Source organism: Micromonospora sp. NPDC049081 (genome assembly GCF_040648835.1).
GTDB lineage: Bacteria > Actinomycetota > Actinomycetes > Mycobacteriales > Micromonosporaceae > Micromonospora > Micromonospora antibiotica.
The window spans coordinates 176,205-195,640 of the sequence record NZ_JBEZEK010000006.1; the positions used below are offsets into that span (position 1 = coordinate 176,205).

A 19,436-nucleotide genomic window follows, 5' to 3' on the forward strand; every position below is an offset into this window, starting at 1 on the left:
GTGACGGCGGCTCAGCCGGGTGGCTCGCCGAGCAGCGCCGCCAGCAGCTCCAGATCAGCGGCGGTGAGGCTCTCCACCTGGTGTACGCCGTCGGTCGGCGGCACCGGCACCTCCGCCGGTACGGCCAGCACCGCCGCACCGGCGGCGAGCGCGCTGGCCACTCCGGTCGGCGAGTCCTCGATCGCCACGCACCGGCCGATCGGCACGTCGAGCAGCCGGGCAGCGGTCAGGTACGGCTCGGGGTGCGGCTTGGCCGAGTCGACCTCGTCGCCGCAGACCACGGCGTCGAAGCTGTCCCGGCCGAGGGTGTCCAGGGCGACCTCGACCAGGGGCCGACCGCTGGAGGTGACCAGGGCGGTGGGGATGCCGGCGGCGCGGACCGCCCGCAGCAGGGTCAACGCGCCCGGCCGCCAACGCAGCCCGGTGCGGAACAGTTCCAGGATCCGCGCATTGATCCACTCGGCGCTGGCCTGGGGGTCCCGCTCGGGTTGACCGAGGTCGTCGTGGAGGATGCGCATCGACGCGGCCATCGCGGTGCCGATCATCGCCCGACGGGCCGGGCCGGTCAGCGTGCCGCCGTAGACGGCGGCCAACTCGTGCAGGGCGACGTCCCAGAGCTTTTCGCTGTCGACCAGGGTGCCGTCCATGTCGAAGAGCACGGCGGCGGGGTGTGGGCTGCTCAGCGGAATCCTCCTGGCGGTCGCGGGTGGTCTCCGGGCGATCCTGCCAGCCCGGCCCGGGACGCGCGCCGCCGTACCACCCGGACGTGACGTGGTCCTCAGCCGAGGTTGCAGGCGTCCAGGGACCGTTCGTAGCCGCGGAAGAACCAGTCGGTGCGCTGTTCGGCGGTGCCGTGCGACCCCTCGGCGAACCACGGCTGGTCGGGGTCGTCGCCGACGGCGAGCAGCCCTTCACGGAACTCGTCCAGGTCGCCGGCGTCGAGCTTGAGGGTGCCGTCGCGTACCGAGTCGCCGAGGTACGCCCCGGCCATGCAGTCGGCCTGCAGCTCCTGTTGGATGGTGAAGTTGGCGCGGATGCCGAGCCGGATCTGGATGCCGTGGGCGTACTCGTGGCCCAGCAGGTAGAACACGAACGCGTCGCCGACCTGCCGGAACGCCGCCACCGACCAGTTGACGTCGTAGGCGATGAAGTCGCCCTGGGAGCAGTAGACCGCGTTGTTGCGGGGCAGCGCCTGGCCGCCGCAGGAGATCTCACCCTCCCGCTGGTAGGGCAGGATCCGGCGGATCGGCCGGAACTGCTGCCCGGAGGTCCGGAACTGGGCGGCCCAGTAGCGTTCGGCGATGGCGACGGCGTCGTCGATGTCGCTCTTGAACTCGGCCACGCTGGTGGTGCCGTCGGCGCGGGTGGTCTCCGCCTCGGGAGAGGCCGGTGCCGCCGGGCGCGACGACTGTCGTGGGGCCGGTTCCCGGGGTGCCTGCGGGGCGTTCTCCCCCACCCCGCCGGCAGCACAGCCGACCGCCACCACCAGCGCCGTCAATGCGGCGACCAGTGGTCCGTGCGAGCGGCGTCGCGAGCCTGCCGTCACCGTGTGCCTCCCAAGGCGTCCCGGTCCTACGGCCGGTGGTACCCCGACCGTGGAACGATCATGCCCGGCCGACGTCCCGTTGACCATGGGGGGCCCGGACCGACCCGGCCGGGACGGTCAGTGGTGCTCCTGGCCCCGGTGGATCGTGTCGGCCTGGGTGAAGTGTCGCTCCGCCTCGTACCGGTGCTGTCTGGCCTGGGCGTCCAGCCTGGCGGCCCGGTCCTCGGCCCCGGCGGTGCGGGCCCGGTCGCGCCACGCGACCCAGCCGACCGAGCCGACCGTCACCAGCGCCGCCGCCCCGAGCGCGACCCACATCGTCGTCATGGCACCACGATAGGTAACCCGTCGCCATCCGGGCGTCCCCCGCCCGGTGGGCGGTTAGCCTCGGGGCCGGTGTCCGGATCGGCCCCGCGGCACCGACGTCTCCGGTGTCCGGCCGGGCCACGGCCGGCCGAGAGGAGAGAACATGAAATACATGATCATGTTGTACGGCTCGCAGCGCGACTACGACGCGATGGCCGGCCGGCCCGGCGCGCAGCCGCCGATGACGCCGGAGCAGGTCGCCGCGATGCACGCCCACATGGCGGCGGTGCACCAGGAGCTGGCCGAATCCGGTGAGCTGGTCGACGGGCAGGGGTTGACCGCGCCGGTGCACGCCCGCCGGGTGCGGCTGCGGCAGGGCACGCCCGTGGTCACCGACGGGCCGTACCCGGAGACGCAGGAGGTGCTGGCCGGGTTCACCGTCGTCGACTGTGTCAGCTTCGACCGGGCGACCGAGATCGCCGCCCGGTTCGTCGACCCGGACGCCGAGGGCGGGTACGTCGACGTGCGGCCGGTCGCCGACGGCATCGACGACCTGGACGGCTGACCCGTTCCCGTGGGCCCGTCCACCGTCGAGGACCTGCTGCGCGTGCTCGCGCCGCAGGTCCTCGGCGCGGTCGTCCGCCGGTACGGCCACTTCGACACCGCCGAGGACGCCGTCCAGGAGGCGCTGCTGGCCGCCGCGACCCGCTGGCCGGTCGAGGGGCTGCCGGAGCACCCCCGGGGTTGGCTGATCACGGTGGCCGCCCGGCGGCTGACCGACCTGCTGCGCGCCGGGCAGGCCCGGCGCCGGCGGGAGGACGACGAGGGCCGGGCGCAGCGGTGGATCGCCCCGGCGGCCGACCACCGGGAGCCGTTCGACGACAGCCTGGTCCTGTTGTTCCTGTGCTGTCATCCGGCGCTGCCGCCGGCCGCCCAGATCGCCTTGACCCTGCGCGCCGTCGGTGGGTTGAGCACCGCCGAGGTGGCGCGGGCGTTCCTGGTGCCCGAGGCCACCATGACCCGGCGGATCACCCGCGCCAAGCAGCGCATCCGCGACAGCGGGCTGCCGTTCGCGCTGCCCGACGCCGACGAGCGCCCGGCCCGTCTCGACGCCGTCCGGCAGGTGCTCTACCTGGTCTTCAACGAGGGGTACGCGAGCACCGCCGGCCCGCAGCTGCGCCGGGTGGACCTGTCGACCGAGGCGATCCGGCTGGCCCGGCTGCTGCACCGGTTGCTCCCGGACGACCCGGAGGTGACCGGGCTGCTGGCGTTGATGCTGCTCACCGACGCCCGGGGCCCGGCCCGGGTCGGCCCGGACGGTGAGCTGGTGCCGATGGCGCAGCAGGACCGCCGCCGCTGGCGGGGCGACCAGATCGCCGAGGGGGTGGCCCTGGTCAGCGCGGTGCTGCCGCGTGGGGATGTCGGGCCGTACCAGCTCCAGGCGGCGATCGCGGCGGTGCACGACGAGGCACCGGGTGCCGACGAGACCGACTGGGCGCAGATCGTGGCCCTCTACGAGGTGCTGATGCGGATCTCGGACAACCCGGTGGTGGCGCTCAACCACGCGGTGGCGGTGGCGATGGCCCGGGGTCCCGTCGACGGGCTGCGCCTGCTCGACGCGCTGGCCGCCGATCCCCGCATCGGCGACGACCCCCGCCGGCACGCCGCCCGCGCCCACCTGCTGGAACGCTGCGGCAGCCTCGCCGAGGCCCGGGCGGCGTACGCGCACGCGGCCCGGCTGTCGACGAACCTCCCCCGCCAGCGCTACCTGTACGGCCGGCTGGCGCGGCTGACCGACGCCAGCGACGGTGAGCACGGCAACGGATGACCGCGCGCGGGCGACGCTGCGATGGTGGATGGGTCGCCTGGCCAGGCCCGTCACCGTCTTCGAAGCTGGAGGGCTCGATGGACCATCCGCGCGATCTGCTCGACGCTGCGACGAAACTCCGCCCCGAGATGGTGGACCGGCTGCGCGTCCTGGTGTCCGCCGAGTCGCCCCCCGATGACCTGCCGTGCCTGGAGTCCTGTGCCGACCTGCTCGCGGGTTGGGGCGAGGAGGTGCTCGGCCGGCCCGCCGAACGGGTCGTCGTGGACGGGCTGCCGCACCTGCTGTGGCCGGCGGCCCGGCAACGGGTGCTGCTGCTCGGTCACTTCGACACGGTCTTCCCCGCCGGCACCGTCCGGACCCGGCCCTTCACCGTACGCGGGGACGTCGCCACCGGTCCCGGGGTGTGCGACATGAAGGCCGGCATCGTGCAGATGTTCACCGCACTGGGCCTGCTGGCCGACACCTCCCGGGTGGGGGTGCTGCTCACCTGCGACGAGGAGAGCGGCTCCGGCACGTCCCGGCCGTTGATCGAACGCGAGGCGCGGCGCTCGGACGCGGTGCTGGTCTGCGAGGCGGCCACCCCGCAGGGGGAGGTGAAGGTGGCCCGCAAGGGGGGCTCGGTGTACCGGGTGACCGTGCGGGGCCGGGCCGCCCATGCCGGGGTGGAGCCCCAGCGGGGGGTGAACGCCACCGTCGAGGTCGCCCACCAGATTCTCACGCTGCGCGCCCTCGGCGCGGGGCACAGCGCCGGCACGTCGGTCACCCCGACGCTGTTGGCGGCCGGCACCACCACCAACACGGTGCCGGAGCTGGCCAGCCTGGCGGTCGACGTACGGGCGTGGACCAGTGCCGAACTCGAACGCGTCGACCGGGCCATCCACGGGTTGGTGCCGTTCCTGCCCGAGGCGACGGTGGCGGTGGAGGGCCGCATCGGCCGCCATCCGATGCCCCCGGAGCTGGCCCGGCCGCTGCTGGCCGTCGCCCAGTCGGTCGCCGGTCGACTGGGCCTGTCGACCCTGGGCGGGGCGCACGCGGCGGGTGCGTCGGACGGCAACTTCACCGCCGCGTTGGGGGTGCCGACGCTGGACGGGCTGGGTGCGGTGGGTGGTGGGGCACATGCCCGCGACGAGTACGTCCACCTTGACCGGATGCCGGAGCGGACCGCCCTGCTGGCCGGACTGGTCGACCGGTTGTCCACGGTGGAGGCGCGTTGATGACGATGTGGCCGAACGGGCCGTAGGCTGCTCCCTGTCGGCGAGCGACCGACGGCGAGGGGTCGGACGCGCGCATGACTACGGCACAGTGGTCGGGGTCGACCATTCCCCTGCTCGGCGTCGAGGAGGAGTTCCTCGTCGTCGACGCCGAGCGGGGCGAGGTCAGGCCGGAGGCCGCCACGGTGGTCGACCTGGCCCGCCCGGCGCTCGGCGGTCGGGTGGGTGGCGAGATCACCGAGCTGCAGATCGAGACCCGCACCGATCCCTGCCACGCGGTGGCGGACATCGGGGCGCAACTCGTCGAGGCCCGGGCGGCGTTGCAGGCGGCGGCGGGCCGGGCCGGGCTGCGGGTGATCGCCACCGGCTCCCCGGTGCTCGGCCGGGCCGTGCCGCCGCCGATCACCCAGGGGCCACGCCAGGACCGGGGCAACGCCACCTACCGGGGGTTGCACGACGACCTGGCGATCTGCGCGGTGCACGTACACGTGGAGCAGCCGGACCGGGACCGGGCGGTGCTGGTCGGCAACCACCTGCGCCCGCACCTGCCGGTGTTGCTGGCGTTGACCGCCAACTCGCCCTACTGGCGTGAGCGCGACACCGGTTATGCGAGCTGGCGCAGCCTGACCTGGCAGCGCTGGCCGGTGGCCGGCCCGCCGCCGTATGTGACCTCCGCGCAGCAGTACGACGCCCACATCGACCTGCTGCTCGACGCGGGCGCGCTGGTCGACTCCGGGACGATCTTCTGGGACATGCGGCTGTCGGCACGCCACCCCACCCTGGAGGTCCGGGTGGCCGACATGCCGATCACCGCCGCCGAGTCCGCCGGGTTCGCCGCCCTGGTCCGGGCCCTGGCGATGGTCGCCGGAGCGGCAGTCGACCGGGGCGACGAGGGCCCCCGCACCGACCCGGACCTGATGCGGCTGGCGTACTGGCGGGCCGCCCGGGACGGGATGGGTGGCCACGGCGTCGAGGTGGGCACCGGGCGGCTGCTGCCCGCCGGGGTGCTCGCCGCGCAGCTGGTCGAGCTGGCCCGGCCGGCGTTGGCGGAAACCGGTGACGGTCCCCGGGTCGGGCGGTGGCTGGCCGGGCTGGCCGCCGACGGTGACGGGGCGACCCGGCAGCGGGCGGCGGCGGCCGGGGGGCGACTCACCGACGTGGTCGCCGCCCTGGTCACCGCGACCGCTCCGGACGTGCCCGATCGGCAAGACAGCACGGTGGCGTAACGACGAACCGGCCCGCCTCGGAAATGCTGGGAGCAGCCGCCCCACGGGCGTGGCGTCCACTGTGGAACTTGCTGCGTGGTGCCCGGCGGGTCGGTTATCGCAGGGAGGCGACAGATGGCCGACACGGTCCTGCTACCCACCGTCCCGATCCGACACGAACGCCGGCCGGCGGCGGACATGCTCCGCGCGGCGGAGGCGTTCGCCGACCGGATGGCCGGCCGCCGTTCGGTACGCGACTTCGCGCCCGACCCGATACCCGAGGGGGTGATCGAGGCGGCGGTCCGGGCCGCGTCGACCGCCCCCAGCGGGGCCAACGTGCAGCCGTGGCGGTTCGTCGTGCTGACCGACCCGGCCCGCAAGCGCCGGCTACGTGAGGCGGCCGAGGCCGAGGAACGCGACTTCTACCAGCGCCGCGCGCCACAGGAGTGGCTGGGGGCGATCGCCCAGCTCGGCACCGACTGGGAGAAGCCGTTCCTGGAGACCGCACCCGCCGTCATCGTCGTGTTCGAGGTGCACCAGGGGCCGCACAGCCCCAAGCCGTACTACGTCAAGGAGTCCGTCGGCATCGCGGTCGGCCTGCTGATCTCCGCGTTGCACCACGCGGGCCTGGTCACCCTGACCCACACGCCCAGCCCGATGCGGTTCCTCAACGAGGTGTGCGAGCGCCCGCCGGAGGAACGCCCCAACCTGGTGCTGCCGGTCGGGTACCCGGCCCCGGACGCCCGGGTCCCCGACCTGGCCCGCAAGCCGCTCGACGAGATCATGATCCGCCAGTGAGGTCCCCGGTCAGGAACTCGACGAGCGGGTCGACGTGCCGGTCCGGCCGCCGCCACTCGGCCAGCAGATCCTCCAACAGGTGCTGCTCGGCCACCAGCTCCCCGTGGCGGTACCGCCGGATCACCGGGTGGATGAAGGCGCTCTCCCGGGCCCGGTCCGGCGTGGGGTGCCGGTCGATGGCGAAGACGTCGCCGTAGTCGTCGCGACCCCAGCGCAGGGCGAGGGTGTAGAGGTGCGACGCGGCGGCGAACCGCTGCACGGCGTAGTCCTCCGGCAGGTCCTCGTAGTGCCGGAAGTCGCCGGTGGCGTCGTCGCGGACGAACACGTCGCAGAGGTACTCGAACTGGGTCCACAGCGCCGAACTCCAGTTGACCCGGTCGAGCATCACCTTGGTCAGCGCCGCCGGCTCCCCCGGCGTGGTGGCCACCGGCACCGGCACGTCGTCGTAGCGCTCGCGCAGCAGCCGGGTGAAGGTCCGCAGGTTGTACCGGAACCCGTCGATGAACGGCGACGAGGCGTGCTTCACGTCCCGCGCCTGCGCGATGGTGCCGGCGAAGTACAGGTCGTCGACGTTGCTCGACTGCCAGTCAGGACGCAGGCCGGGCATCCGACCGTCCCGCACCATGTCCGGGGCACAGGAGGCGTCGAACAGGGAGGTGTCCATCCGGAACCCGGTGCAGCGCAGCACCTCGTGGTAATCCAGCTCGGCGGTCTCCCCCTGGGCGTGGGTGTAGGTGATGGCGACCTGGAACCTTCCGTCGACCGGCCGGATCTCGTCGATGGTGCAGTCGAGCACCGAGTGCAGCGTCTTGAACTGGTAGCTGTCGAGGATCGCGCCGTACTGGCCCCGGACGTCACCGGGGTGCTTGGTGTTCCAGGCCAGCCGCAGCGGCTGCCGGCTGGCCAGGTGCACCATCGACGCCTTGCCCAGGATCGCCGAGGCGGTCTCGAACGCGGAGTTGCCCTTACCGATGATCAGGACCCGCTTGCCGGCGTACCGGTCGGGGTCGACGTCCATCTCCTCGTAGCCGGTGGCGTACTCGATGCCCTTGATGTCCGGCACGAACGGCCGCCCCCAGCCGGTCGCCACGATCAGGCAGCGCGCCCGCACGACCCCCCGGTCGGTGCGTACGACGAACCCCTCGTCGTCGCGGCTGATCTGCTCGACCGTGGTGCCGTAGCGGACCCGGAGCTGGTGGACCCGTTGGAACTCGGCGAGATAGCTCACCAGGTCGTCCGCCGCCGGCAGGTACTCCTGGCTGAACTTCGGGAACAGCAGCTCCGGGTCGTCGTTGAGCAACGAGTTCCAGTCCCACCGCAACCGGATCTCGGGGTCGGTGCTGTCGGTGTGCACCTTGTTGAGCGAGATCAGCCGACGGTGGCGCGGGAACCGCCGGAAGAAGCCACCGGGCTCGGCGCCGCGCTCGAGCGTCAGGTAGTCGGCACCCTGCTGCTGAAGGTAGTAGCTCAGCTGCAGGCCGGCGGGCCCGGCTCCGACGATGACGTACGTGTGCGTGGTGTCGACCATCAGGTGAACCCTTCGACGCGGGGACGGTTCCCCCGACGATGGAGTGGACCACGAGATGTGTCAATGGTCGACGGTCGGAATCGACGGCGGTGCGCCGGTGGGCACCCGGCGGGGGTCGCCGGGCCGGAGGCTACGACGAGATGGTGAACGCCGCCACCACGCCATTGTGGTCGGAGTTGGTGCCGCTGACGATGTTGTAGTCGGTCATCCACATCTCGCGGTGTTCCTCGACGCGCTTCCAGAAGTAGATGTAGTCGATGTGCCGGTTGCCGTGCGTCCCGTTCCCCTTCTCGCCGTACAGGTTGTAGCAGGACCGCAGGTTCGGCAGCTCGTTGGCCTCGAACACCTTCCAGGGGAACTTCTGGTACCCGTACGCCCGGTCGGCGCTGAAGTCGACGTTCAGGTCACCGCTGACGATGACCTGGCCGGAGTCCTTCTTGGCGGCCGCCAGGTTCTTCAGGGCCTGGAACTGCTGCTCGGCGCAGGCGGTCCGGGGCAGGTCCTCGGGCCGGCCGTTGTTCTCGATGCTCGCGTTGGCGTGCGCGTTGAGGTGGTAGACGCTGCGCCCGGTCGCCTTGTGCCGGTAGCGGACCCAGTTGTTGTAGCGGGCCGGCGGCACCTCGCCGGGCCCGTTGGTGTCGCACACGAAGTTCGACCCCTTGTCGAGCACGTCGAACACGCTCTTTTTGGCCAGCAGCGCCTCGTTGGCCGCCTGCGTCGGCTCGGGCGCGTACAGCCACCAGCCGTTGTCCGCCGCCCAGTTCTGCAGGTACGCCTTGCGGTTGCCGACCTCGTTGAGCCCGACCAGGTCCGCCTTCGCGGTGATCAGTTCCAGGTCGTGGACGAAGTCGGCCTGGTTCAGCTCGTTGAGGATGTTCAGGGTCGCCGCCTGGAAGGTGGAGTTCGCGGCGGCGGGGGTCGCCGGCACCAGGCTCACCAGCAGCACCGCCGCGCCGACGAGGGCACCCGCCCCGCGCGCCGACCAGAGTTTTCCGCGTGACATGGTGGTCCTCTCCTGAGTCCCGACAACCGGCGCAACGCGATCCGGCGATGAAGAATACCGTCTTGCTTTCTTCCGGCACCGTAGCTTAGTTTCACCACCCGGACAACGGAACCACATTGTCCGGAATGAATTGCCGATCTTGCCGACGGAGTGGCGCAGGGGCCCGCCCGACACCGGCCCGGACGCCGTCCTCCACCCGCCTGTCGCACCCGGAGACACCATGCATCCACGAACGACCTGGCGACCGTCGCTGATCGCCGTCGTGGTCGCGCTCGTCGCCGGCACCGCCGCCGCACCCGCCGCAGCGGCCACCCCGCAACCGGTGTACGCCCCCTCGGGCGGGATCGCCGACCCCGGCGTGGTGCGGCACAACGACACCTTCGTCGTGTTCGCCACCGGCACCCGGGCCCCGGCCTACCGGGGCGAGACCGCGTCCGGGCCGTGGAGCGCCCTCGGCACGACCCTCGGATCGGTCCCGGACTGGGCCGAGAACGGCGCGGTATGGGCCCCCGACGCGGTCCGTACCGCCACCGGATGGGTGCTCTACTACTCGGCGCCCGCCAAGGGCAAGAACGGACAGCGGTGCATCGGGGCCGCGACCTCCGACACCGTCGACGGGACGTACACGCCGGTGGGTGTCGCGCCGCTGATCTGCCCGGGTGGCGCGCACGGAGCGGACGACGCGGTGGCGGGACGGCCGGTCGCCGCCGCCGGCGTGATCGACCCGTCCCCGTTCGAGGACGCCGACGGCAAGCGGTTCGTGCTCTACAAGACGCAGCAGACCCCGTCGTCGATCCGGATGCTGCGGCTCGACGACACGGGCACCCGCTGGGTCGGCAACGCCAGTGGTGAGCTGGTCCGCAACGCCGGCATCATCGAGAACCCGGTGCTGCGGCAGCGGGGCTCCACGTACGTGCTGTTCGCCTCCCGGTACGGCTACGACAACTGCAGCTACGCCACCGTCTATCTCACCTCCACCGACCGGTGGGACTTCCACGGCAGGACCGAGCATTCGTTGCTCACCACGTCCGGCACCGGGATCTGCGGCCCGGGAGGCGCGGACCTCGTCCCGGCCCTGGTCGACGACGAGCAGCGGCTCTTCCTGCACGGTTGGGTCTGCGCCGGCACCACCCCGTGCCGGCAACAGGCCGACGGCTCGCTGCCCGCCAACGCCCGCCGCGCGCTGTACGCGGCGATCTTCCGCTGGGACGGCGCCACCCCGCGCGTCGGGGCGTTCCTCTGAGCCGTCCGACGGCCGCAGCGGTCGCCCTGTCGATGCGGACCGGCCCCCGCCGAGACCGGCTCAGTCGTCGCGCTGTCGGCCCGACCGGCGGCCGGTCCGGGCGACCACGACGGCGGCGGCGAGGCTGAGCGCCGCAGCACCCAGTTGCAGCAGCCCGTCGACGAGGTCGACGAGGTCGGCGAGGTCGGCGAGGTCGGCGAGGTCGGCGAGGGAGGGGGATTCCACTGTGGCCTCCGGGGGGGGGTCGGTCCCCGCCGTCCGCGCGGTGCGGAGGCGCCCCCCGGGCCCGGGTGACATCCACGGGCACCATCACGATTATGGCACCACGAACCGAACGCCGTCACCCGCCCGGTCCCGCTTCCCGGCCGTAGCCGCCGCACCGGGACGGGTCAGAGTTGACCGGGAAAGAAGCCGTAGCGGGCCAACGGCTCGACGATGTTCTGCTCCTCGTAGGACAGGTGCGACAGCAGGGTGTCGGTGAGCACGTCCACCGCCCGCTGAAGCTCGGCCAGCCGCTCCGGGTCCTCGATCAGCGCGACCAGGGCCCGGTCGACGCCCTCCACGACGTCGTGGATGACCACGTGTTCCTGCTCCAGCCGGTCGATCACCGGCACCAGCCCCGGGTCGGCCCGCCGCAGGTGCGGGAAGATCGCGTCGTCCTCCAACCCGTGGTGCTGGGTGACCAGCGTGCAGTACGCGGCACAGTACGCCCCCAGCGTCCAGTTGTTCTGCCGCATCGTCATCCGGTTGAGCACCCCCCGGGCGTCCCCGGCGGAGACCACCCCCCGGCGGACCTGATCGAGCAGGTCACGGATCTCGCCCAACTCCCGGCGCAGGTGGTCGTGGACGTCGACCAGGTGCCCGCCGACGGCCTGGGCCTGCGGGGAGTAGACGTGCCCGGGCGGGGCCGGCGGGGCGACCGGCCGGGTCGACTCGTCCCAGAGCCGGTGGTCGCTGTGCCGTACCTGCGGTGCCGGGGTGGGGGTGACCGCCAGCCCGGCTGTGCCCCCGGCCCGGACGACCTCCCGTGGCCGCGCGGCGCCCGACCCGCCGGAGCCCGCCGCCGACCCGCCCTCGGCCGACCCGGACTGCGCCACCGGACCCGACCCGGCCGACGCGTCCTCGGCCGACCCGGCCGGTGCGCCTTCGCCGGCGGACCCCGATGACCCGGGCGCGGTCGACCCGGCCCGCTCGGCGGCGACCAGTTCACGGACGGCGGGAGCGACCTCCTGGGCGAACAGCTGGATGCTGGTGGGATCGTCCGAGCCGAGGATGAAGCCGGAGGTGCCGTACGTCAGCACCAGGTCGGCCAGCTCCCGCACCCACTGCTGCGGCGGCCCCTCGAGGAAACCCGCACCGGTGCGGGTGAACCGACCGGAGACGTTCAGCAACCGCCGCACCTCGGCGGGGTCACGCCCGACCGCCGCCGCACCCTCGTCGACGAGCGCGTTGAGGTCGGCCAGCTCCGCCGGCCCCTTCGGCAGGTACGACAGCGACGGCAACCAGCCGTCCGCCGCCCGGCCCACCAGCCGCAACAACCTCGGCTTGTACGCCCCGACCCAGATCCCCACCGGGTGCGCCGGGGCGGGACCACGCTTCGCGCCGACCACCCGGTAGTGCTCGCCGTCGACCCGCACCCCGCCGCGCCGGTCGGCGGCCCAGACCTCGCGGATGATCCGGATCGCCTCGTCCACCGCGTCCACCGCCTGCCCCGGGGCGAGCCGTCGGCCACCGTTGGCCTCGATGGCGTCCCAGAACGCGCCCGCGCCGAGGCCGAGTTCGACCCGGCCGCCGCTGAGCAGATCGAGGCTGGCGACGCTACGGGCCAGCACCACCGGCTGCCGCAGCGGCAGGTTGAGCACGTTGCCGGCCAACCTGATCCGGCTGGTCGCCGCCGCCAGGTAGGACATCAGCGTCCAGGTGTCGAGGAATCCCGGCTGGTAGGGGTGGTCCTGGAAGGTGACCAGGTCCAGGCCGGCCTGTTCGCAGAGCCGGGCCCGGGCGACGACCTGCTCCGGCTGCCGGGCGTCGGGGGTCAGGAAGCCGCCGAACAGCAACTCGTGTCCGTAGTCGGTCATGACGCTGCCGTCACCTGATCCCTTCGTCGCGTCCGGCGTCGCCCAGCGGCACGCCCGGCGTCGGGACGCGGCCACGGCGGGTGGCCGGGGCGACCGGCCCACCGTAGCGCCGTCCCCCGGTGCTCTGCCGGGCGGTCGCGGAGTTCGGGCCGGTCAGGGCCGCGGTGCCGGGCCGGCCAGAGGTCGAGGGTGAGGTGTACGGCCACCCGCTCCCCCACCTCGATCCCCTCGGCCGTACGCACCCGGGCCCTGCCCGGGACGAGATGGCACCCGCCCGACGATCACGAGTGGCGGAAGTTGCGGCAGCTTGCAAGGCTAGGTGCCGTGTATGACTACGACCTGTTGGTGCTGGGCTCCGGGCCCAGCGGTCAGAAGGCCGCGATCGCCGCCGCGAAGCTCGGTAGGCGGGTCGGCATCGTGGACCGCCGCGACATGATCGGTGGGGTGTGCATCAACACCGGCACCGTCCCCTCCAAGACGCTGCGGGAGGCCGTTCTCTATCTGACCGGCCTGAGCCAGCGCGACCTCTACGGCAGCAGCTACCGGGTCAAGGAGGAGATCACCGTCGCCGACCTGGCCGCCCGTACCCAGCACGTGATCGAGCGGCAGACCGATGTGATCCGCAACCAACTGGGCCGCAACCGGGTCGCGCTGATCACCGGCACCGGCCGGTTCGCCGACCCGCACTCGATCTGGGTGGACGGCGGCTCCGGGCACGACACCCGGATCACCTTCGACAAGGCCGTCATCGCCGCCGGCACCCGACCGGCCCGGCCGGACAGCGTCGACTTCGACGACCGGACGATCGTCGACTCCGACGGGGTGATCAACCTGCAGGCCGTGCCGCGCAGCATGGTCGTCGTCGGTGCCGGCGTGATCGGCATGGAGTACGCCTCCATGTTCGCCGGGCTGGGCACGAAGGTGACCGTGGTGGAGCGCCGGGACCGGATGCTCGAATTCTGCGACGAGGAGATCATCGAGTCGCTCAAGTACCACCTGCGTGACCTTTCGGTGACTTTCCGCTTCGGCGAGGAGGTCGCCGCGGTGGAGAAGCACCAGAACGCCGCGCTGTGCATCCTCAAGAGCGGCAAGAAGATCGTCGCCGACACGGTCATGTACTCGGCCGGCCGGCAGGGGCAGACCGACGACCTGGCCCTGGACGCGGCGGGCCTGGAGGCCGACAAGCGCGGCCGGATCTCGGTCGACGAGCACTACCGCACCAGCGTGGAGCACATCTACGCGGTGGGCGACGTGATCGGCTTCCCGGCGTTGGCGTCCACCTCGATGGAGCAGGGCCGGATGGCCGCGCAGCACGCCTGCGGCGAGCCGGCCCGGGAACTCCAGGAGTTGCAGCCGATCGGCATCTACACGATCCCGGAGATCAGTTTCGTCGGCAAGACCGAGGAGGAGCTGACCAACAGCTCCACCCCGTTCGAGGTGGGCATCGCCCGCTACCGCGAGCTGGCCCGCGGTCAGATCGTCGGCGACTCGTACGGCATGTTGAAGCTGCTCGTCTCCCCGCAGGACGGCCGGTTGCTCGGGGTGCACGTGTTCGGCACCGGCGCGACCGAGATCGTCCACATCGGGCAGACCGTGATGGGGTGCGGCGGCACGGTCGACTACCTGATCGACACGGTCTTCAACTACCCGACCCTGTCCGAGGCGTACAAGGTCGCCGCCCTGGACGCGGCCAACAAGATCCGCAACATCACCCGGATCGACGGCTGACCCGCCGCCCGGTGCGGGCTCCACGACACGTGGGGGCCCGCACCGGTGGGTGGGGACGGTCACCGGCCGGGCGCGCGAGGTGACGCACCGCGGCGACGGCAACTACGCTCGACGGGTAGTCAGCCGCCGATCGACAGGGTCCGCCTCGTGATGCCGAAGAGTCCGACCGTGGACGGGCAGCCGCCGGGGGACAGCCGCCGCCGGAGCCTGGGCGCGCTGCTGCGCCGGGTGCACCTCGGCGGACCGGTGTCGCGCGCCGGGCTGGCCGCCGGGCTGGGCGTGAACCGCAGCACGGTCCTGGCGCTCACCGCCGAACTGGTGGCGGCCGGCCTGGTGCGGGAGGGTTTCCCCGAGCTGACCGGTCGGGCCGGCCGGCCGTCCCTGGTGGTCCGGCCCGCGTCCGACCGGGTCTTCGTGCTCGCCTTCGACATCGCGGTGGACCGGCTGGTGGCCGCCCGGGTCGGGCTGGGCGGGCAGATCCAGGACCGCCGGGAGGCGCCCCGGGCCCGCGCGGGCGTCGACCTGGACACCGTGGCGGGGGTGCTGGCCGACCTCGGGCGTGACCTGCACCGGGCAGCGGCACCGGGGGCGGTCTGCGTGGGGATCGGCGCGTCGTACTGCGGGATGATCCGGCCCGGTGACGGGATGGCGCGGTTCGGCCCGGACCTGGGCTGGGTGGACCAGGCGTTCGGCGCGGAGCTGGGGCGTCGACTCGATCTCGGCCTGCCGGTCCTGGTCGGCAACGAGGCCCACCTGGGCGCGCTGGCCGAACACCAGCGTGGGGTGGGCGTCGGGGTGCACAACCTGGTCTACCTGCACGGCGACGTCGGGGTCGGGGGCGGCATCATCGTCGGCGGCGACCTGCTCGGCGGCGATGGCGGGTACGGCTCCGAGGTCGGTCACATGCTCGTCAACCCGTACGACGGGAGGCCGTGCGGGTGTGGTTCGCGCGGCTGTCTGGAGGCGGAGGTCGGCGAGCGGGCGTTGCTCGACGCGGCCGGTCGACCCGCCGACCTGATCGGCCGCGACGCGGTCCGTGAGGTGGTCGAGGCGGCCGGTCGCGGCGAACCGGCGGCCCGCGACGCCCTGCGGACCGTCGGCGACTGGTTGGGCATCGGGGTGGCCAACGTGATCAACCTGTTCAATCCCGGCATGGTGATCTTCGGTGGCGTGCTGCGGGAGGTCTACCGGGGCGCGGCGACGCACGTCCAGGAACGGATCACCGCCAACGTGCTGCCGGTCTCCCGGTCCCGTGCGCAGTTGCGGGTCTGCGCCCTCGGTGACGACGCCACCCTGGTCGGCGCGGCGGAACTCGGCTTCACGCGGCTGCTCGCCGATCCGCTGGGCGTACGGGTCGGCTGAGCAGCCGGCCGAAAACCCGTTGGCCGCAGCGGTCCGGTGGGCCAGGCTGGTGGGCATGACGTACTGACGGACACCTCCGCATCCCGCCCGCACCGCGCCACCGCGTGCCGCCGTGATACCGCGCGCCATCGCGCGCCGCCGCGCCGTCCGTTCCCGTCACCCGAAACGAGCGTCCGTGTCCCCACAGCATTTCCCGCCGCCGTCGACCACGGCCACCGTCACCGTCTTCGCCTCCCCCGAGAGCTGGATCGAGTCCGATGCCGTCCGGCAGTGCCACCAGGTGGCGGCCCTCGACGGCATGCGCCACGTCGCCGCCATGCCCGACCTGCACCCGGGCAAGGGCGCCCCGATCGGCGCCGCGATGGCGTCGACCGTGCTCTACCCGCATCTGGTGGGCTCCGACATCGGGTGTGGCATCGCCGTGTTCCCGATCGGCCTCAGGCGCGTCGTACCCGAGCGGCTCGCCGCCCGCTTCCCCGATCTGGACCGGGCGCTGGACCCCGGGCGGGACGCCGACGATCCGGCCTGGGCCGTCGCGGCCGGCGGTCCGCCCGCCGGCCACGTCGAGGGCCTCGGCACGGTCGGGCGGGGCAACCACTTCGTCGAGCTGGCCCGGATCGAGACCGTCTTCGCGGCGGACCACGCGGGCCGGCTCGGGCTCGCCGCAGGTGACCTCGTGCTCATCGTCCACAGCGGATCCCGCGGCCTGGGTGAGCGGATCCTGCGGGCGCACACCGAGGCCCACGGCGCGGGTCCGGCCCCCGATCCGGCCGGCTACCTGGCGCGGCACGACGACGCCGTCCGCTGGGGTGCGCTCAACCGTCGGCTGCTGGCCGCCCGGGTCGCCCATGCCCTGGGGGCCGAGCCCACCGCGCCGATCGTCGACCAGTGCCACAACCTGGTCGAGGTCCGTGACGGCAGCCACCTGCACCGTAAGGGCGCGGCCCCGGGTGACGGCCGCGACGTGCTGGTCGCCGGTACCCGGGGCACCCGCTCGTTCCTCGTCGCCGGCCACGCGGGCCCGGCGGCCAATTATTCGGTGGCGCACGGGGCGGGTCGCAAGATGTCCCGCGCCGACGCCCTGCGTCGGGGCCGGGCCAAGCACACGGTCGCCGAGTTGCGGCGGACGCCGGTCGGTTCGCTGGTGGTGTGCGGCGACCGGCAGCTGCTCTTCGAGGAGGCCCCGACGGCCTACAAACGTATCGAGCAGGTGATCGCCGATCTGGTCGGCCACGGCCTGGCCACCCCCGTGGCGAGCACCGTCCCACTGGTCACCTACAAGACACCCGACCTCGGGCCCGGGCTCCGACCGGCACGCCGGGACGAGCGTCGGCAGCGGGGGCGGGGATGAGCGTCCACCTGCTGCTGTCGGCCGGGCGGGGCCCGCAGGAGTGCGCCTGGGCGGTGGCCCGGCTGCTGGACCGGCTGACGGCCGACGCCGCCCGGCACCGGGTGAGCACCCACCGGGTCGAGACCGTCGCCGGTGACCGGCCCGCCACCTACCGGTCGGTCCTGGTCCGGCTCGACGGGGCCGACGCGGAGGCGGTCGCCGCCTCGTGGACCGGCACCCTGTGCTGGCAGGCCCCCAGCCCGTACCGGCCCGCGACGGGTCGGAAGAACTGGTACGTCACCGCCCGGCCGTGCCCGGTGGACCCCCCGGCCACGCCGTTCACCGAGGCCGACGTGCATGTCGTCGCCTGTCGCACCGGCGGGCCCGGCGGCCAGCACCGCAACAAGGTCAGCACGGCGGCACGGGCGACCCACCGGCCCTCGGGCCTCGTCGTCGTGGTGGACTCCGAACGGCGGTTCGGCCTCAACCGCGCCGCCGCCCTGCGGTTGCTGCGCCAGCGGCTCGCCGACGGCGACGTGCGCGCCGGGCACGCCGTCACCGCCGCCCGCCGGCGCGTCCACGACGAACTCGTCCGGGGCGACGCCGTGCGGGTCGAACGTCCGCACCCACCCGACGGGTCGGCGGCGACGACCGGGGCACGGGTCAGGAGCCGTCGCGCAGGTCGGCCAGCCGGTCGCGGGTGAAGTGGATGTCGTCGAAGGTGACCCGGCAGCCGTCCCCGATCGGCGACTGCGCCTCGAAACCGATCGTGGCGGCGGTGGCCGCACCGTCGACGGTGAAGTACCGGACCATCCGCCAGGTCCGCCCGTCGACCGAGGCGTGGTACGCGAACGCGTGGTCGATCCGGGACACCCGCAGCCACACCGAACGGCCGTCGACGACGAAGGCGTTGGCGTCGTCGGCGACCCCCCGGCCGACCACCGAGACGATCATGGGCTCGCCGTCGGGAGAGAACTCGAAGCAGAGTTTGCCCCAGTGCCGCTCGTCGACCCAGAGCAGCAGCACCCCGGCGTCGTAGGTCGCCGCGAAGTCGACGCCGACCCGGGCGCTGAACTGGAAGTCGCCGTCCGGGGGCAGACCGAGCAGGGTGGCCGCGGTGATCGTCGGCTCGGCGTGGAGCGGGTCGCCCGACGCCGGGTCGATGAAGATGTCGGTGCGCGGGGCGGCCGACGCGCTCACCACACCGTCCGCCTCGGCGATCGTCCACGCCGCCTCGGGAGACGGGGACAGGGTGAACGGCAGCCCCGGGACGTTCCAGGTGGTGGTCATGGCGTCCATTATCTGCCGGGGCGTCGGCACGCGTCGCCCCGGTGGGCCGGTACCCGCCGTCGTCGGTCGGGACGCCTAGGGTGAGGGTATGGCTGAGCGAGGTCTGACCCTGATGGCGGTGCACGCGCACCCCGACGACGAGGCGACGAGCACCGGCGGCGTGCTGGCCCGGTATGCGGCGGAGGGCATCACCACGGTGCTGGTGACCTGCACCGACGGGCGGTGCGGCGACGGTCCCGGTGGGGTCAAGCCGGGTGAGCCGGGGCACGATCCGGCGGCGGTGGTGGCGATGCGGCAGGAGGAGCTGGAGGCCAGCTGCGCGGCGTTGAAGGTCAGCCACCTGGAGACGCTCGGCTACGCCGACTCCGGGATGATGGGCTGGCCGAACAACGACATGCCCGGCGCGTTCTGGACCACGCCTGTGGTGGAGGCGGCGGACCGGCTGGCGGAGCTGATCCGCCGCTACCGCCCGGACGTGGTGGTCACCTACGACGAGAACGGCTTCTACGGTCACCCCGACCACATCCAGGCCCACCGGATCACCATGGCCGCCGTGGCGATGACCGACATCCCGGCGAAGGTCTACTGGACCACCATCCCGCACACGGCGTTCGCGGAGTTCGGCCGGGTGATGAAGGAGCTGGGCGTCGAGTGGGCCGAGCCGGACGCGGGGGACGCGCCGGGGCCGCAGCTCGGCCTGCCCGACGACGAGATCACCACCTGGGTGGACACCAGCAGTTACGGCGTGCAGAAGTTCGACGCGCTGGCCGCCCACGCCAGCCAGACCGAGAACATCTTCTTCCTGCGGATGGGCCGGGACCGGTTCGTCGAGCTGATGGGTCGGGAGACCTTCGTCCGGGTCCGCGACACCACCGGGGCGGCCCTGCCGGAGGACGACCTCTTCGCCGGCCTGCGCTGACCGTACGGGCGGGTGTTGCCGGGGTGTTCCGTCCGCAACAGGGAGGGAACACCCCGGACACAAC

At 73.0% G+C, this 19,436-nt stretch carries 19 protein-coding genes; 11 read left to right on the forward strand and 8 right to left on the reverse strand.

All coding sequences use genetic code 11. The features are described 5' to 3' along the window. Window positions 1-11 precede the first annotated feature (11 nt). From AB0B63_RS12260 to AB0B63_RS12270, 3 genes are all read right to left on the reverse strand, one after another. Entirely contained in the window at window positions 12-659 is a 648-nt protein-coding gene (locus AB0B63_RS12260) for an HAD family phosphatase (RefSeq protein WP_357017449.1), read from the reverse strand. 119 nt (window positions 660-778) lie between these two features. Further along, a complete protein-coding gene (locus tag AB0B63_RS12265) occupies window positions 779-1,546 on the reverse strand; it encodes a neutral zinc metallopeptidase (RefSeq protein WP_307799064.1) in 768 nt (255 codons plus the stop codon). Window positions 1,547-1,663: 117 nt separating this feature from the next. Further along, window positions 1,664-1,870 (reverse strand): hypothetical protein, encoded by a 207-nt coding sequence (locus AB0B63_RS12270; protein WP_208566167.1) that lies wholly within the window; start codon window positions 1,868-1,870, stop codon window positions 1,664-1,666. A 142-nt stretch (window positions 1,871-2,012) separates the two neighbouring features. On the opposite strand from AB0B63_RS12270, the gene AB0B63_RS12275 reads away from it, so the two are divergent. The 5 genes from AB0B63_RS12275 to AB0B63_RS12295 all read left to right on the forward strand — a co-directional run bounded on the left by AB0B63_RS12275 (window position 2,013) and on the right by AB0B63_RS12295 (window position 6,891). Then, the gene (locus AB0B63_RS12275) at window positions 2,013-2,414 is read left to right on the forward strand and encodes a YciI family protein (RefSeq protein ID WP_208566168.1); all 402 of its coding nucleotides are present in this window, start codon (window positions 2,013-2,015) and stop codon (window positions 2,412-2,414) included. Between the two features lie 9 nt (window positions 2,415-2,423). After that, a complete protein-coding gene (locus tag AB0B63_RS12280) occupies window positions 2,424-3,677 on the forward strand; it encodes a DUF6596 domain-containing protein (RefSeq protein ID WP_357017454.1) in 1,254 nt (417 codons plus the stop codon). 77 nt (window positions 3,678-3,754) lie between these two features. Continuing rightward, window positions 3,755-4,891, forward strand: coding sequence for a M20 family metallopeptidase (locus AB0B63_RS12285; protein WP_357017457.1), 1,137 nt, complete (start codon window positions 3,755-3,757; stop codon window positions 4,889-4,891). A 74-nt stretch (window positions 4,892-4,965) separates the two neighbouring features. After that, on the forward strand, window positions 4,966-6,114 hold the full coding sequence (locus AB0B63_RS12290) for a glutamate--cysteine ligase (RefSeq protein ID WP_357017461.1): 1,149 nt from the start codon (window positions 4,966-4,968) through the stop codon (window positions 6,112-6,114). A 177-nt stretch (window positions 6,115-6,291) separates the two neighbouring features. Beyond that, on the forward strand, window positions 6,292-6,891 hold the full coding sequence (locus AB0B63_RS12295; protein ID WP_357017660.1) for a nitroreductase family protein: 600 nt from the start codon (window positions 6,292-6,294) through the stop codon (window positions 6,889-6,891). On the opposite strand, the gene AB0B63_RS12300 is transcribed toward AB0B63_RS12295, so the two are convergent. Beyond that, window positions 6,875-8,419 carry an NAD(P)-binding domain-containing protein gene (locus AB0B63_RS12300; protein WP_357017463.1) on the reverse strand — a complete coding sequence of 515 codons (1,545 nt, stop codon included), beginning with the start codon at window positions 8,417-8,419 and terminating at the stop codon, window positions 6,875-6,877. The two genes, AB0B63_RS12295 and AB0B63_RS12300, sit on opposite strands and share 17 nt — an antisense overlap. A 130-nt stretch (window positions 8,420-8,549) precedes the next feature. Next, window positions 8,550-9,422, reverse strand: coding sequence for an endonuclease/exonuclease/phosphatase family protein (locus tag AB0B63_RS12305; protein ID WP_208566174.1), 873 nt, complete (start codon window positions 9,420-9,422; stop codon window positions 8,550-8,552). A 220-nt stretch (window positions 9,423-9,642) separates the two neighbouring features. On the opposite strand from AB0B63_RS12305, the gene AB0B63_RS12310 reads away from it, so the two are divergent. Beyond that, complete coding sequence (locus AB0B63_RS12310; protein WP_357017466.1) at window positions 9,643-10,665, forward strand: glycoside hydrolase family 43 protein; 1,023 nt, start codon at window positions 9,643-9,645, stop codon at window positions 10,663-10,665. Between the two features lie 60 nt (window positions 10,666-10,725). Here the strand turns inward: AB0B63_RS12310 and AB0B63_RS12315 are convergent, their stop codons facing one another. Beyond that, on the reverse strand, window positions 10,726-10,890 hold the full coding sequence (locus tag AB0B63_RS12315; RefSeq protein WP_357017469.1) for a hypothetical protein: 165 nt from the start codon (window positions 10,888-10,890) through the stop codon (window positions 10,726-10,728). A 164-nt stretch (window positions 10,891-11,054) separates the two neighbouring features. Further along, window positions 11,055-12,743 carry an LLM class flavin-dependent oxidoreductase gene (locus tag AB0B63_RS12320; protein ID WP_208566177.1) on the reverse strand — a complete coding sequence of 563 codons (1,689 nt, stop codon included), beginning with the start codon at window positions 12,741-12,743 and terminating at the stop codon, window positions 11,055-11,057. Window positions 12,744-13,067: 324 nt separating this feature from the next. Between AB0B63_RS12320 and sthA the strand changes: the two genes are divergently transcribed. From sthA to prfH, 4 genes are all read left to right on the forward strand, one after another. After that, entirely contained in the window at window positions 13,068-14,471 is a 1,404-nt protein-coding gene (gene sthA, locus AB0B63_RS12325) for a Si-specific NAD(P)(+) transhydrogenase (protein WP_208566178.1), read from the forward strand. Window positions 14,472-14,621: 150 nt separating this feature from the next. Next, window positions 14,622-15,833: an ROK family protein gene (locus AB0B63_RS12330; RefSeq protein WP_357017474.1), complete on the forward strand. Its 1,212-nt coding sequence runs from the start codon at window positions 14,622-14,624 to the stop codon at window positions 15,831-15,833. Between the two features lie 175 nt (window positions 15,834-16,008). Beyond that, a complete protein-coding gene (locus tag AB0B63_RS12335) occupies window positions 16,009-17,184 on the forward strand; it encodes an RNA ligase RtcB family protein (protein ID WP_357017477.1) in 1,176 nt (391 codons plus the stop codon). Then, the gene (gene prfH, locus AB0B63_RS12340; RefSeq protein WP_357017480.1) at window positions 17,181-17,867 is read left to right on the forward strand and encodes a peptide chain release factor H; all 687 of its coding nucleotides are present in this window, start codon (window positions 17,181-17,183) and stop codon (window positions 17,865-17,867) included. Before AB0B63_RS12335 ends, prfH begins: the two co-directional genes overlap by 4 nt. Here the strand turns inward: prfH and AB0B63_RS12345 are convergent. Beyond that, window positions 17,827-18,453: a DUF1349 domain-containing protein gene (locus AB0B63_RS12345; protein ID WP_219461416.1), complete on the reverse strand. Its 627-nt coding sequence runs from the start codon at window positions 18,451-18,453 to the stop codon at window positions 17,827-17,829. The genes prfH and AB0B63_RS12345 overlap by 41 nt on opposite strands. Window positions 18,454-18,541: 88 nt before the next feature. Here AB0B63_RS12345 and AB0B63_RS12350 point away from each other — a divergent pair, with 88 nt between their 5' ends. Beyond that, a complete protein-coding gene (locus tag AB0B63_RS12350) occupies window positions 18,542-19,372 on the forward strand; it encodes a PIG-L family deacetylase (protein WP_208566183.1) in 831 nt (276 codons plus the stop codon). The last annotated feature ends 64 nt before the right edge of the window (window positions 19,373-19,436 follow it).